Raw genomic sequence first — 14,201 nt, 5'->3', positions numbered from 1 at the left:
GTGCGTCGCGGCACCGGTTTCGTGATCGCAAGCATAGTCGTCCCGTCTTCTGGCGCGCAGGTAGGTTGTCCTGCATGCGCGAAGCGGAGATGTGGGCCCGGATGGCCGAGGTGCTGCCCGGAGGGTACAGCGAGGTCTGGGCCGATCAGGTCGTGCTCGCGGATCTGGGCGGTCGCACGGTGCGCGAGGCGTTGACCGCCGGGCTGCCGTGCAAGCGGATCTGGCGCGCCGTCTGGGCGCAACTGGAGCTGCCCGAGACGCTTCGATGACACGCGGAGACGTGTTATTCCTCAATGAAACAAATGTTCGGTATAGTGTGCCACGCGTGAAGTTGTCCACAGCTCAGTAGATCCGACGGCAAAATGTCAGACCCGGTTTCTACAGTGAGACACAGTTCCGTGAGAGACGGCCGCACGCGGTCGACAGAGAAGAGGATGACATGGCAGTGGCAGACCGCAGCAAGGCCCTCGAGGCCGCACTGGCGCAGATCGAGAAGGCCCATGGCAAGGGTTCCGTCATGCGGTTGGGCGAAGACAACCGGCAGGCGATCGACGTTATTCCCACCGGATCCGTAGCGCTCGACGTGGCGCTCGGCATCGGCGGGCTTCCCCGTGGCCGGGTGGTCGAGATCTACGGCCCGGAGTCCAGTGGCAAGACCACGGTCGCGCTGCACGCGATCGCCAATGCGCAGAAGGACGGCGGCATCTGCGCCTTCATCGACGCCGAGCACGCGCTCGATCCCGATTACGCCCAGAAGCTGGGTGTGAACACCGACGAGCTGCTCGTCTCCCAGCCCGACAACGGCGAGCAGGCGCTCGAGATCGCCGACACCCTGGTGCGCTCCGGCGCGCTCACCCTGATCGTGATCGACTCGGTGGCCGCGCTGACGCCTCGCGCCGAGATCGAGGGCGAGATGGGCGATTCGCACGTCGGCCTGCAGGCGCGCCTGATGAGCCAGGCGCTGCGCAAGATGACCGGTGCGCTCAAGGGCTCCAACACCACCGCCATCTTCATCAACCAGCTGCGCGAGAAGATCGGCGTCATGTTCGGCAGCCCCGAGACCACCACGGGTGGCCGGGCGCTCAAGTTCTACTCCTCGGTCCGGCTCGACGTGCGTCGCATCGAGACGCTGAAGGACGGCACCGAGATGGTGGGCAACCGCACCCGCGTCAAGGTGGTCAAGAACAAGGTGGCCCCGCCCTTCAAGCAGGCCGAGTTCGACATCATCTACGGGCAGGGCATCTCCCGCGAGGGGTCGCTGATCGACATGGGCGTCACCGCGGGCATCATCCGCAAGGCGGGCGCCTGGTTCACCTACGAGAGCGACCAGCTGGGGCAGGGCAAGGAGAAGGCGCGCGAGTTCCTGCGCTCCAATCCCGACATCGCCGCAGAGATCGAGCGCCGCATCCGGCTGCATCTCGGCATCGACCAGGAGGACGTGCCGGAGGGCGTGAACCCGGAGACCGGTGAAGTTGAGTTCTGAGCCTTCGTCCGCGCGCGACGCACAGCCCGCGTCGCGCGCGGCTCAGGTGGAGGCGGCGCGCACGGTCGCTCTCAATCAGCTGTCCACCCGGGATCGATCCATGGCTGAACTGCGGCGGGCCGTGGCCCGTCGTGGCGTCCCCCAGGATGTCGCCGACGAGGTGCTCGGTCGTTTGGCCGAGGTCGGACTGATCGATGATGCAGCATTCGCGGAGGGGTTGGCCTCTTCGCGGATGACGCACAGCCTGCGCGGTCGGCACCGAATCCGGCAGGAACTGACGGAGAAGGGCGTCTCTCGGGAGCAGGCGGCAGAAGTGCTCGCGCAGCTCGACCCTCAGGACGAGGTGGACGCAGCGCGTCGGTTCGCCGAGAAGCGGGCCCGGTCGATGGCCGGGCTGGAGCGGCACGTCGCCTACCGCAGACTGGGCGGTGCGCTGGCTCGTCGAGGCTTCCCGGGGCACGTCGTCGAACAGGTACTGGCCGAGGTTTTCGCCGAGTGGGGGAGTGCTAACCTCTAGGGCAAGGCTCGACGACCATGACACGTCGCCGAACCCCGCATGAACCGGCCCGAGTCTTCGGGCCACACGATGAACATCAACCTCGTTCGTCTTCGGGCGCTCGAGCATATTCGTGACAGATCCTGCTGGCCCGGCTATGCCGGTTCGCAGGTGCTTAGCCGACTCTTCGGTCGGTCGCGTCCTTTGATGCTCCTCGCGTGCATGCGCTTTGGCTGGAACGAGTGAGGAGGCACGTGTCATGCCGGGATCCGTGTGGGGCGTCGTGGCTGGCCTCTTGGTCGGTTTGGTCGTCGCGCTCGTCGTGGCCGTGCTCATGCAGCGTCGTCAACGGACCGAGCGGGAGCGGTGGGACAAGCAGTCCCAGGCCGACATGGAGTCGGTGCGCGCCAGTGCGCAGGAGACCGCCAGTCTCATCCGCGAGGATGCCCAGCGTCTGCTCGACTCCGCGGAGGACCGGGCCCGGGAGTCCTTGGCCGACACCGATCGGCATCGTCAAGAAGTGGAGAAGTCGTTGGCGAGCCAGCGACGGGAACTTCGGGAAGCCCGTGCCACGATTGAGCGCAGGGAGTCGCGGCTGAGCGAACGCGAAGACCGGCTGGCCGCCGAGATGGAAGGTCACGAGGCCAGGGCTGCCAAGCTGGCCGACTACAAGCAGGAGCTGAAGGCGCAGCGCCTCGCTTTACGCGCGGAGCAGGAGAAGGCCGCGGCAGAACTGGAACGGGTGGCCAACCTGACCGTCGAGGAGGCTCGCAACGAGGTGATCGCGGAGGCGGAGCGCCAGGCCAGGCTGTCCGCCGCCACTTTGGTGCGCGAGATCGAGTCGAGCGCCCGTCGTGATGCCGATAAGCGGGCTCGGCAGATCGTCGTCAGCGCGATGCAGCGCTGCGCGTCGGAGCTCACCAGCGAGTCGGTGGTCACCTCCATTCATCTGCCCAGCGACGACATGAAGGGCCGGATCATCGGCCGCGAGGGCCGCAACATCCGTGCATTCGAGCAGATCACCGGGGTCAACGTCCTCATCGACGACACCCCCGAGTCGGTGCTGCTCAGCTGCTTCGACCCAGTGCGACGCGAGACCGCGCGCATGGCGCTGGCCAGCCTGGTTGCGGACGGCCGGATTCATCCTGCGCGGATCGAAGAGGTCTACGAGATCAGCAAGCGCGACATCGCCAAGCGGATCGAGCGTGAGGCCGAGGACGCGCTGGCTGAGGTGGGCATCGTCGACCTGCATCCCGATCTCATTCCCATCGTCGGCTCGCTGGCGTTCCGCACCTCCTATGGCCAGAACGTGCTGCGTCACCTCGTCGAGTGCGCGCATCTGGCCGGCGTGATGGCCGCCGAGCTGGGCCTGGACATCGCCACCTGCAAGCGGGCGGCCTTCCTGCACGACATCGGCAAGGCGTTGACCCACGAGGTGGAGGGTCCGCACGCCCTGATCGGCGCCGAACTGCTGCGCAAGCACGGCGAACATCCCGACATCGTGCACGCCGTCGAGGCGCACCACAACGAGGTCGAGCCCGAGACCGTCGAGGCGATCCTCGTTCAGGCCGCCGATGCGATCTCAGGTTCCCGCCCTGGCGCTCGCCGTGAGTCGCTGGAGGCCTACGTCGAGCGGATGAGCACTCTCGAGTCGATCGCCACGTCCAAGAAGGGCGTCACCCGCGCCTACGCCATGCAGGCCGGCCGCGAGGTGCGCGTCATGGTGGCGCCCGACCGCGTCGACGACTCCGGCGCCCACGCCCTCGCGCGCGAGATCGCCCAGGAAGTGGAGAAGAACTTGAGCTTCCCGGGCCAGATCAAGATCACCGTGGTCCGCGAATCCCGCGCCACTGCCACCGCCCACTAGAAGCACGGTCCTGGCCGGGCGACGATTGTCGCGGTTGAGATCCCGCTTGTCGTTCCCCCGAGTGCGCGGGCGCGGTGTCGCATAATGATGCTATTGCATATTCTCATTAAAACAATGAGAATAAGGCACATGGAGAACTCTTCTTCGAGTCGAGAACGAGTGCGTGCCCCGCAGGCAGCGGACTGGGCGCTGTCGCGAGGGATCAGCGCGCTCACCACTACGGAGGTAGCGGAGCTTCTTGGGGCTCCTGCCACGCAAGTGTCACAGCGGCTGGCCAGCGCGATGCGCCGTGTCGAGTGGGTGACTCCCGCTCGCGGCCTGTGGGTTCCGGTGTCGCCCGAGTATCGGGGGTGGGGAGGCCCGCCGGCGCTTGAGTTTCTCGGAACACTCATGCGCCACCTTGGAGCTGACTACTACCTGGGTTGGCTCAGCGGGGCGGCCCTGTTCGGCGCGGCGCACCATGCCCCCCAGGTGACGCAAGTCGCCACGTCGCGCCTGGTGCGCGATCGCGAGGTGGGGCGTGTGTCGCTCCGGTTCTACCACCGTTCCCAGGCGGGACAGCTGCCGACAACCTCGCACATGGCTCGCTCCGGGCCAGTGAGAGTGTCGACGCCAGAGTTGACCGTGTTCGATCTCGCAGCAGACCTTACTGTCGGTGGCGGGTTGGACAATGTTGCCACCGTGATAGTCGAGCTGGCGGAGGACGCCAGGCTGGAGGTGGATCAGATGGTGGCGCTGGTGCCTCATTTCCCATCGACGGTCGGCCGCCGGGTGGGTTGGATCCTGGATCATTTCGCCGAGGTGGACGGTCTTGAGAAGTTGCATCAGGCGGTGGTGGCGGCGACGCCAACCCCGTCCCTGCTGGACTCGCTCGGTCCTTCGCGGGGGCGGCTCGACGAGCGTTGGCATGTGCGAGTCAACGCAGAAGTCGAGGTCGAAGCATGATCCCTGCTGATGCGGTGACGGCCTGGGGTCTTACCCATGCTTGGCGTACCGCCGAACAGATCGAACAAGACCTGCTGCTGTCCCGCGCGATCTGCGAGATCGCAAACCATCCCTATCTGGGCGATGAGCTGGTGTTTCGTGGGGGCACGGCCTTCCACAAGCTGCACCTGACAGAGGCCCTGCGTTACAGCGAGGACCTCGACTATGTCCGCTCCACTGCCGGCGGGATTGGGCCGGTCACCAAGGCCCTGACCGAGCTCGGCGGAGACCTTGGGTTCACCGTTCGCACGAAGATCAGCGCGCATCCGAAGGTGTATTGGAGCACCCTCGCCCATAACGGCATCCCCATCCGGATCAAGATCGAGGTGAACACCCACGAGCGATCCCCGGCACGGTGCGTCGTCCGCTCGCGGTTTGCAGTGGACTCGTCGTGGTGGACGGGAGAGGCCGACGTTCCGGTGTTTGACGCGATCGAGATGAGTGCGACCAAGTTGCGCGCCCTCTACCAACGCAAGAAAGGCCGTGACCTCTTTGATCTATGGCTTGCCCTCAGTCGACTGCATCTTGACGCGGATGAGATCATCGCCGCCTTTCCGCCGTACCGGCCGGCGGGATACACCGCCAAAGTCGCGGCAGCAAACCTGGAGGCGAAGCGCTCGGATCGTGCCTTCCGGATCGATCTCGATCCGTTGGTCACGGAGTGGCCCGTCGGGTACGACGTTGACGCTGCGGCGGCGCTCGTGACCAACACCGTCCTCGCCAAGATCGACGCACTCTGATGGCCTGCTCAAACGAGCTGCGGAACAGCCGATTAAACGGTATGCCTGCTCCGGTGCCCTTCACGGGTGGCTTGGGCTCATAGAGTGGAGCGATGAAGATCATCATCATTGGCGGACACGGCAAAGTCGCGTTGCTGGCGGCGCCGCTGCTCGTCGGGGCGGGGCACGAGGTCGATGCCGTGATCCGCAATCCCGCCCACATCGAGGATGTCGCCGAGACGGGCGCGCATCCGGTGGTGGCGGACGTGGAGGTACTCGATGTCGACCAGCTCGCTGAGCTCGTGCGCGAGCACGACGCGGTGGTCTGGTCGGCAGGCGCAGGCGGTGGAAACGCTGCTCGTACCTACGCCGTCGATCGAGATGCCGCCATCCGCACCATGACCGCCGCAGAGCGAGCGGGGGTGAAGCGTTTTGTCATGGTGTCCTACTTCGGTGCGGGTCGCGATCATGGCGTCGACCCGTCCGACAGTTTCTTCGCCTACGCCGAGGCGAAGGCCGCAGCAGACGAACACCTGCGCGGCACTGAACTGGACTGGACCGTTCTGGGCCCTAGCCGCCTCACGCTGGGCGAGGCAACCGGCAGGATCGGTCTGCACAACGACAAGGGTGAGGTGTCACGAGGCAACGTCGCCCTCACGATCGTTCAAGCCCTCGCCGATGACACCACCATCGGCCGCACCATCGAGTACAACGACGGAGATACTGCCATCGCGGAGGCGTTGCGGGGTGCTGAAAGTGCTCCAGTGTAAGAAGTTCCACCGTCTACGGTGGAACTTCTTACACTGGAGCACTTCGTGGGGCCTCATTGCAACGACGAGAGGTTACGCGTCGAGGGGCAGCTTCTTGCTGCGTGTGAGCGCGTCGGTCGGGGGGCCGCAGGCTGCGCCAACGATGGCGATGAGGAGGTCCAGCGGCACGAAGGTGGAGCCGAGCACGAGCCTTGCGGGTGGAAAGGCCGCGCCGACCTGCGCCGGGATACCGGTGAGCTGGAACAGCTCGATGCCAACGCCGGCGATGGAGACCGCTGCCACCAGCACGAGGGGGCGTGCGTGCGGTATGACGAAGGCGAAGACCAGGTAGAGCAGCACGGCATACAGCACGCCACCGGCGACGTCACCCACCAAACCAGGTAGCTGCCGGCCGAGAAGGCCGAATGCAACCACGAGCACCGCGACCCCAACGATGCGGAGTCGGGAGCGCGGCGATCGGTTGTCCATGCGCTCGAGACTACTGACCCCGGCCATCCTGGTCGGTTGAGGTTCTAGCCGACGCGGATGCCCCAGTGGGCGCTGTGGGTCTCGCCCGGCTGCAGCACGATGAGTTCGTCGTGGGTGGGGCCGGGGTTGAAGGCGTTGGGGCCGCAGGTCATGGGCTCGACGGCGACGGCGTCGCGGCTGCCGGGGATGAACAACTGACACCAACCCAGCGTGTCGTCGGCCCAGACGGTCACCGTCGAGGCCGCCGTGGTGAGCTCCACCTCCCAGGCGCCCGAGGCGCCGGTGAAGGCGGTGTCGAGGAACAGGTCGCCGATGGTGACGCCGACGGTCAGGTCGTACTCACCTTCAGCCAGCACCAGATCGGAGGGCAGCAGGCGGTCGTCCACGAGCAGGCGGCGGGTGAACGGGGTGCGGAGCTTCGCCGACTCGACACCCTCCGGCACCGCGAAGTAGGGGTGCACACCGTAGCCGTAGGGCAGCGCCGTGGGGCCGTCGTTCAGTGCGTTCACGGTCACGGCCACGCCGTCGTCGCTGAGCTGGTGGGTGATCTCGACGGTGAGCACGTGCGGCCAGCCGGCCTGCGGGTAGATGGTGGCGCGCTGGGTGATCGCGTCGTCGCTCTGCGCGACCACGCTCCACGGCAGGCCCACCCCCAGTCCGTGGCTGGCGTTGTGGCGGGGCACCTCGGTGATGGGCAGCTGGTAGTCGACGCCGTCGAAGCTGTACTTGCCGTCGCGGATCCGGTTGGGCCACGGGATCAGCTGACGGCCCATCGACGAGCGAGGCGCCTCGTCCTCTGCGAAGGTCCACAGCACCTCGCGGCCGTCGACCGTGAGGCTGCGCAGCACCGCGCCGACCTCCGTGATCGTCGCGCCGTAGCGGCCGTGGGTGAGCTGATACTGGGTTCCGGTGGGTGCGATCGTCATGGCGAAACTCTAGTCGGGGTGCTCGTCCTTGTAGGGGTGGCGCCGGGATTCGATTAGAGTTGATGCGCTATGTCTACGTCCTCGATGTCCACGCCCCGCACGTACAACGTGATCACCTACGGCTGCCAGATGAACGTCCACGATTCCGAGCGGATCAGTGGACTGCTGGAGGAGGCCGGGTTGCAGCGTGCCGAGGGCGACACGGAGGGCCTGGGGAACGGCGCCGACGTGGTGGTGTTCAACACCTGCGCGGTGCGCGAGAACGCCGACAACCGGCTCTACGGCAACCTCGGCCACATGGCCAAGATCAAGTCGACGCGGCCCGATCTGCAGATCGCCGTCGGCGGCTGCATGGCGCAGAAAGACCGTGACCTGATCGTCAAGAAGGCGCCCTGGGTGGACGTGGTCTTCGGCACCCACAACGTCGGCTCGCTGCCGGTGCTGTTGGAGCGCGCCCGCGTCGAGAAGCAGGCCCAGGTGGAGATCAAGGAGGCGCTGGAGACCTTCCCCAGCAACCTGCCGAGCCGGCGCGAGTCGCCGTACTCCGGCTGGGTCTCGATTTCCGTGGGCTGCAACAACACCTGCACCTTCTGCATCGTGCCCGCGCTGCGCGGCAAGGAGACCGACCGTCGTCCCGGCGACATCCTGGCCGAGATCGAGATGCTGGTCTCCCAGGGCGTGCAGGAGATCACGCTGCTGGGCCAGAACGTCAACGCCTATGGTGTGGAGTTCGGCGATCGCCAGGCCTTCGCCAAGCTGTTGCGCGCCTGCGGTGAGATCGAGGGCTTGGAGCGGGTGCGCTTCACCTCGCCGCACCCCAAGGACTTCACCGACGACGTGATCGCGGCCATGGCGGAGACCCACAACGTGATGCCCAGCCTGCACATGCCGCTGCAGTCGGGCTCCGACGCGATCCTGAAGTCGATGCGCCGCTCCTACCGCAGCAAGCGTTTCCTCAGCATCATCGACCGGGTCCGCGAGGCCATGCCGCACGCGGCGATCACCACCGACATCATCGTCGGCTTCCCCGGCGAGACGGAAGCCGACTTCCAGGGCACCCTCGACGTGGTGCGCGAGTCCCGGTTCTCCGCAGCCTTCACCTTCCAGTACTCGATCCGCCCCGGCACGCCGGCGGCCACCATGCCCAACCAGGTGCCCAAGCAGGTGGTCCAGGAGCGCTACGAGCGGCTGGTCGATCTGGTGGGCGAGATCGCCTGGGACGAGAACAAGAAGCTCGAGGGGCAGGAGGTCGAGGTGATGTTCGCGCTGGGTGAGGGCCGCAAGGACGCCGAGACCAACCGGATGAGCGGACGCGCCCGCGACAACCGCCTGGTGCACGTCGCCGTCAGCGCCGATCCGGCCGAGCGGCCGCGCCCCGGCGACATCGCCATGGCGACGATCACCCACGCCGCTCCGCATCATCTGAACTCCGACCTGCCGCCGCGGGGGCTTCGTCGCACCCGGGGCGGAGACGCGTGGGAGGCCTCGATCAGCGCTCCGAAGCCGGTCGGAGTGGGGCTGGGTATGCCCACTCTCGGTCGCCCGGTCGTGACCGAGGCCCCCCAGAGCGCGTGCGGCGCTAAGTAGGGACGAGAGCTAACTCACTCGCCGCCGGTCAGCTTGTCGACCTGGTCGTTGACGAAGTCCTGCGCCTGGTCGACCTTGTCGGCGTACTTGCCGCCGGTCTTCTCGTCGATCACGTCGCCCACCTTCTCGATGGCGGCCTCGATCTTGTCCTCGTGCTGAGCGGCGGCGTCCTTGATGTTGTCCAGCAGACCCATGGCGGTTTCTCCTTTGTCGGGCAGTAGTCACTGCGGCGGCGCCCGGGGCTCTCATGGAAGACTGGAGCCCATGGCTGTGCCGATCGTAGCCCTGGTGGGGCCCACCGCGACAGGGAAAAGTCAACTGGCCGTCGAACTGGCTCTGCTGCTGGCTCAGCAGGGGCGTGCGGCCGAGGTGGTCAACGCCGACTCGATGCTCGTCTACCGCGGCATGGACATCGGCACCGCGAAGCCCACGCTCGACGAGCGACGTGGCATTCCGCATCACCTGATCGACATCATGGACGTCTCGGAGAAGGCGTCGGTGGCGCAGTTCCAGGCCTTGGCGCGCGAGACCATCGCGAGGCTTCGGGCGCGAGGCGTCGTGCCGATCCTCGTCGGAGGCTCGGCGCTGTACTCGCGCGCGATCCTCGATCACTTCGACTTCCCTGGATCCGACGACGCGGTGCGGGCGAAGTGGCAAGCCGAGCTGGACCGGATCGGGCCACACGCCTTGCATGCTCGGTTGGCGGAGATCGCACCGCAGTCCGCCGCGCACATCGAGCCCGGCAACGGGCGACGCGTCGTGCGGGCCCTCGAGGTGGCAGAGCTCACGGGCGGACACCGGCCGGAGCTGCCCGAATGGACCTACGAACTCGACGACGTGCACCAGTTCGGTTTGACGCTGCCCCGCGAGGATCTTGACCGCCGCATCGACGATCGGGTCGAACGGATGTGGGCCGATGGTCTGGTGGAGGAGGTGCGCGGCCTCCTCGATCGGGGCCTACGCGACGGGCTCACCGCGTTGCGGGCGATCGGCTATCGGCAGGTGGTGTCCTTTCTCGACGGGGAGATCACCGAGGACGAGGCGAGACAGCAGGTGCAGCGAGCGACGCGCACCTTCTTCCGCAAGCAGTTGTCCTGGTACCGACGCGATCCCCGGATCCAGTGGCTGAGTGCAGGTGACCCCCGCAACCCCGAGCTGATAGTGGCGGCGATAGACTGGGACAAGAGGTTCTAGGGGATCTCATCAGTCGGCCCCCGGCGGAGCCGGCAGTGCTGCCGGAGAAGGGAGAGGCGATGCGCCGATTCAACGTCGTCAAGGGTCATGCCACCATGAACGACTTCGTGCTGATCGACGATCCGCACGGACTGCAGCAACTCACGCCCGACCTCGTGATGGCGATCTGTGACCGCCGCCAGGGGCTTGGCGGCGACGGCCTCATCCGCGTCGTGCGCGCTGGCGGCATCAAGCAATGGCGTGGTGACGCGGGGCTCTGGTTCATGGACTACTACAACGCCGACGGCAGCATCGCCGAGATGTGCGGCAATGGTCTTCGGGTGTTCGCACGCCATTTGGTCAACGAGCAGCTCGTGGACAGCGTCGACTTCGACGTCGCCACCCGCGCCGGCGTGAAGCACGTCCGGGTCGGCGGGGGCGGCATGATCTCCACTCGGCTCGGGAAGGCCGAGGTTGCCGCAGACGCAGTGAAGGTCGTCGCCAACGTCGGAGAGTTCGACGCCACTGCGGTCTACGTCGGCAACCCGCACGCGGTGAGCATGGTGGACGCCGAGCAGTTGGCCGCGCTGGATCTCAGCACCCAACCCACCTGGCTGCCGCGCTCTCGGTTCCCCGAGGGGGTCAATCTCGAGTTCGTGCACGTGCAGGCGCCGGGCGAGCTGCAGATGAGGGTGCACGAGCGCGGCGTGGGCGAGACGATGAGCTGCGGCACGGGCGTCGTCGCCGCGGCTGCTGCCTATCGCGCGCACAGCGGCTTCGACGGCACGATCCGGGTCCGCGTGCCCGGTGGCGAGCTGAGCGTCGAGTTCGATGGCGACGAGGCGACGCTGATCGGTCCCGCCGTCGTCGTGGGTCGCGGCGAGATCTGGATTTAGGGGAGGTTCCTCACGGGGCACTCCGGGTGCCGAACAGCCAGCGGTATCCAAGGTAGTTCGTCACCATGCCGACGCCCATGGCGCAGGCCTTGGCGATCGGCGCCAGGAGTTCGTACGGAAGCCCTGGAACCACGGTGGCTCCGGCCTGCAGCACCGTCCAGATCACGGCCGACTGAATCACCAGCCCAGAGAACAAGGTGACACCGACGAAGCCGGCGGCGGTGGACGCCCACCCGGCATCGGAGCGGAATACCCAGAACCGGTTCAGGAGGTAGCTGACGCACATTGTGATCGTGGTCGAGATCACGTTGGCCACGAAGACGTCCAGGTGCGCGACAACCGCGAACAGGCTGAACAGCGAGAGATCGAGCAGGCTGTTGAAGCCCCCGACCAGCGCGTACCGCAGGAACGAGCCGCGGGCGCGCAGCCAGGCTCCGAGGCGCCCAGGTGTCTCGGTCATCCGACGGGGTGCGACGGCGGGGGATCCCACCGCAGATAGGCCAAGCGGACCGCCTCTTTTCGCGCCCGCAGGATGCCGTTGAGAATGAGCCCGACCAGCCACAGCAGGGCGGCGATCATCATCAGCGACGCCGACAGCACGGCGGTCGGGAGCCGCGGTACCAAGCCGGTCTGCGCGAACTCCACCACGACGGGGACGCCCAGGACCAGAGAAGCCAGGGCGAACAGGGTGGAGGCGATGCCGTAGAGCAGCACGGGGCGCTCATGCTGGAGCAACTGGCCGATGAGTTGCAGGATGCGGAAACCGTCGTGGTAGGTGCGGAGCTTGCTGACGCTGCCCTCGGGCCGATCCCGAAAGCCCACCGGCACCTCTGCCGCGGGCACCCTGAGGTTCATGGTGTGGACCGTCAGCTCGGTCTCGATCTCGAACTCGCGCGACAGCGCCGGAAAGGACTTCACGAACCGGCGTGAGAGAACCCGATAACCGCTGAGCATGTCGCTGACGGGCTCGCCGAACAGCCCGCCGACGAGACGGTTGAACATCAGGTTCCCGGTGGCGTGGCCTGGTGCGTAGGCGCTGTGGGCCGGGTCGTCCTGGCGTACTCCGAGCACGTGATCCAGCGGGCCTTCCTGGAGCGCAGCGACCAGTCGCGGCGCGGCAGAGGCATCGTAGGTGTCGTCGCCGTCGATGAGTAGATAGATGTCGGCGTCGATGTCGGCGAAGGCGCGTCGCACGACGTTGCCCTTGCCCTTGCGCTTCTCGAAACGGACGACGGCGCCCGCCTCGGCGGCGCGTTTGGCCGTGCGATCGGTGCTGTTGTTGTCGTAGACGTAGACCGTCATCTCGGGGATCGCGGCCAAGAGGTCCCGGACCACCTTGCCCACGGCCACTTCCTCGTTGTGGCACGGCACAATGGCGGCGATCGTGGGTGAGTGTGCAGTCACGCTTCCTCATCAAAACTGGGCAACACTGCCGGCATCCTATACTGACGCGCATGAATCAAGCGGCGCCGGCGGTCGAACGGCACCGCGCATCCCCTCTCCGAACGCGGGGCTGGGTGGCCACGTTGTCGTCGTGCGCGGCCCTTCTGATCGGTCTGCAGGTGCTGTTCCTCGGCCTCAACCTCGTCGCGGCGACGGTGCCCGAGCAGCGGATCGCGCAGATGCTGGTCGACGATCTCGACACCGGCGCCTATCCGGATACCAACTACCGGCCGAACGGGGTGGGGGGACGCTTCGACCTGTTCACCGACTGCGTGGTGGCCGGCACCGGGATCGGACGCCCGGACATCGGTGCGGTCGAGCGTTCACTGCTGATGCCGCGCATCACGCCCTGCGTCGGCGGAGAAGAGGTGATTCCCCTGATCGCCCGCGGCGAGTACGTCACGCCGGGCAACTATCTTCGCTACTGGGCGGGGTACACAATCGTCACCAAGCCCGCCCTGGCCTTCGGAGGCATGGACGCGATGCGCGCGATCAGTGGGGCGATCCTCGCCGCCGGCGTGGCGTCCTTCCTCATCGTCGGGATCCGGCGGCTGGGGATCTGGAGTTCGGCGCTGCTGATCGTGCCGTTGCTGATGTCGGCGGATCTTGCCGTGCTGCCCTCTGGCAGCGCCTTGCACTCGATGCTCATCGGTGTGGCGTTCGCGGGCGCGGGGCTGGTGCTGGCGGCGACGCGTCATGCCGATCGAGCCGTCGTGCTCGCCGCACTGACCGCGGGCTCCGTCTATTGCTTCTTCGACCTTCTGAGCAATCCTCCTCTGGCGTGGCTGCTCGTCACCGCTCTTGCGACGGCGGGAGGGTTCGTTGCAGCGGGTGCCGCGCGGGCGCTGCGGCTCGGAGTGATCTCGGCCGCCGCATGGATGGCGGGCTTCGCATTGACTTGGGTGTTCCGCTGGGTGGTCGGCGCGTTGGTCTTCGGGCTGGATGAGCTGCGGGAGCAGGTCGGCGGAAAGGTGACAGAACGACTGTCCGGCGAGCACAAGAACGTCAGCTCGGCTCTGGGTGCCGGGCTGGTCAAGAACCTGCGCACGTGGTCGGAGATGCCGCTGACTGGGGTTGTTGCCGCGGTGGGCGCCATCGCGATCGTCGCGTTGATCGCTCTCGCCGCACGGACGCACGGGGCGAAGGCTTTGGCGGCGTGGGTGCTGCTGGTGCTTCCGGTGGCGATCGTCCCCGTATGGTACGAGGTGCTGTCCAACCACTCCCAGATCCATTCGTTCTTCACCTACCGAGCGGTTCCCGTCGCCGTCGGATGGGCCATCGCCGCGGCGGCGCTGGTCGCAAGACTCAGCCGGATCGGCTGGCCGACGACTGGCGAGACGCCCTCCGGCGCCGTTCGACCGACGCGGGGTCGCCCGTCATAGCGGTGCG

16 protein-coding genes are annotated in these 14,201 nt (G+C 66.8%); 11 read left to right on the top strand and 5 right to left on the bottom strand.

What is annotated here, in order from left to right; all coding sequences use genetic code 11:
• The first annotated feature begins 74 nt into the window (after nt 1-74).
• From P0D62_RS06265 to P0D62_RS06235, 7 genes are all read left to right on the top strand, one after another.
• A complete protein-coding gene (locus P0D62_RS06265) occupies nt 75-269 on the top strand; it encodes a DUF3046 domain-containing protein (protein WP_275701771.1) in 195 nt (64 codons plus the stop codon).
• Nucleotides 270-439: 170 nt separating this feature from the next.
• Nucleotides 440-1,483, top strand: coding sequence for a recombinase RecA (recA, locus tag P0D62_RS06260; RefSeq protein WP_275701770.1), 1,044 nt, complete (start codon nt 440-442; stop codon nt 1,481-1,483).
• Entirely contained in the window at nt 1,467-2,000 is a 534-nt protein-coding gene (locus P0D62_RS06255; RefSeq protein ID WP_406708231.1) for a regulatory protein RecX, read from the top strand. Before recA ends, P0D62_RS06255 begins: the two co-directional genes overlap by 17 nt.
• A 238-nt stretch (nt 2,001-2,238) precedes the next feature.
• Nucleotides 2,239-3,846, top strand: a complete 1,608-nt coding sequence (gene rny / locus P0D62_RS06250) for a ribonuclease Y (RefSeq protein WP_275701768.1) — start codon at nt 2,239-2,241, stop codon at nt 3,844-3,846.
• 84 nt (nt 3,847-3,930) lie between these two features.
• Entirely contained in the window at nt 3,931-4,791 is an 861-nt protein-coding gene (locus P0D62_RS06245; protein ID WP_319946988.1) for a type IV toxin-antitoxin system AbiEi family antitoxin domain-containing protein, read from the top strand.
• Nucleotides 4,788-5,570 (top strand): nucleotidyl transferase AbiEii/AbiGii toxin family protein, encoded by a 783-nt coding sequence (locus P0D62_RS06240; protein ID WP_275701767.1) that lies wholly within the window; start codon nt 4,788-4,790, stop codon nt 5,568-5,570. Before P0D62_RS06245 ends, P0D62_RS06240 begins: the two co-directional genes overlap by 4 nt.
• Nucleotides 5,571-5,662: 92 nt before the next feature.
• Entirely contained in the window at nt 5,663-6,319 is a 657-nt protein-coding gene (locus P0D62_RS06235) for an NAD(P)-dependent oxidoreductase (protein WP_275701766.1), read from the top strand.
• 72 nt (nt 6,320-6,391) lie between these two features.
• Here P0D62_RS06235 and P0D62_RS06230 read toward each other — a convergent pair whose 3' ends face one another.
• Both P0D62_RS06230 and P0D62_RS06225 read right to left on the bottom strand, forming a co-directional pair.
• A complete protein-coding gene (locus P0D62_RS06230) occupies nt 6,392-6,787 on the bottom strand; it encodes a ribosomal maturation YjgA family protein (RefSeq protein ID WP_275701765.1) in 396 nt (131 codons plus the stop codon).
• A 44-nt stretch (nt 6,788-6,831) separates the two neighbouring features.
• Nucleotides 6,832-7,713: an aldose 1-epimerase family protein gene (locus P0D62_RS06225; RefSeq protein WP_275701764.1), complete on the bottom strand. Its 882-nt coding sequence runs from the start codon at nt 7,711-7,713 to the stop codon at nt 6,832-6,834.
• A gap of 69 nt (nt 7,714-7,782) precedes the next feature.
• Between P0D62_RS06225 and miaB the strand changes: the two genes are divergently transcribed.
• The gene (miaB, locus tag P0D62_RS06220) at nt 7,783-9,300 is read left to right on the top strand and encodes a tRNA (N6-isopentenyl adenosine(37)-C2)-methylthiotransferase MiaB (protein ID WP_275701763.1); all 1,518 of its coding nucleotides are present in this window, start codon (nt 7,783-7,785) and stop codon (nt 9,298-9,300) included.
• 14 nt (nt 9,301-9,314) lie between these two features.
• On the opposite strand, the gene P0D62_RS06215 is transcribed toward miaB, so the two are convergent.
• Nucleotides 9,315-9,494 (bottom strand): antitoxin, encoded by a 180-nt coding sequence (locus tag P0D62_RS06215; RefSeq protein ID WP_275701762.1) that lies wholly within the window; start codon nt 9,492-9,494, stop codon nt 9,315-9,317.
• Nucleotides 9,495-9,564: 70 nt separating this feature from the next.
• On the opposite strand from P0D62_RS06215, the gene miaA reads away from it, so the two are divergent.
• Together miaA and dapF are read left to right on the top strand one after the other, a co-directional pair.
• On the top strand, nt 9,565-10,494 hold the full coding sequence (gene miaA, locus P0D62_RS06210) for a tRNA (adenosine(37)-N6)-dimethylallyltransferase MiaA (protein ID WP_275701761.1): 930 nt from the start codon (nt 9,565-9,567) through the stop codon (nt 10,492-10,494).
• Nucleotides 10,495-10,553: 59 nt separating this feature from the next.
• Complete coding sequence (gene dapF / locus P0D62_RS06205; RefSeq protein WP_275701760.1) at nt 10,554-11,369, top strand: diaminopimelate epimerase; 816 nt, start codon at nt 10,554-10,556, stop codon at nt 11,367-11,369.
• Between the two features lie 10 nt (nt 11,370-11,379).
• On the opposite strand, the gene P0D62_RS06200 is transcribed toward dapF, so the two are convergent.
• Nucleotides 11,380-11,829, bottom strand: a complete 450-nt coding sequence (locus P0D62_RS06200; protein ID WP_275701759.1) for a GtrA family protein — start codon at nt 11,827-11,829, stop codon at nt 11,380-11,382.
• The gene (locus P0D62_RS06195; protein WP_275701758.1) at nt 11,826-12,773 is read right to left on the bottom strand and encodes a glycosyltransferase; all 948 of its coding nucleotides are present in this window, start codon (nt 12,771-12,773) and stop codon (nt 11,826-11,828) included. Before P0D62_RS06195 ends, P0D62_RS06200 begins: the two co-directional genes overlap by 4 nt.
• A 50-nt stretch (nt 12,774-12,823) precedes the next feature.
• Between P0D62_RS06195 and P0D62_RS06190 the strand changes: the two genes are divergently transcribed.
• A complete protein-coding gene (locus P0D62_RS06190) occupies nt 12,824-14,194 on the top strand; it encodes a hypothetical protein (protein ID WP_275701757.1) in 1,371 nt (456 codons plus the stop codon).
• Nucleotides 14,195-14,201: the final 7 nt, after the last annotated feature.

The organism is Tessaracoccus caeni (assembly GCF_029211185.1).
GTDB lineage: Bacteria > Actinomycetota > Actinomycetes > Propionibacteriales > Propionibacteriaceae > Arachnia > Arachnia caeni.
Note: the sequence above shows the minus strand (reverse complement) of the source record. Positions and strands in the feature narration are given on the sequence as shown.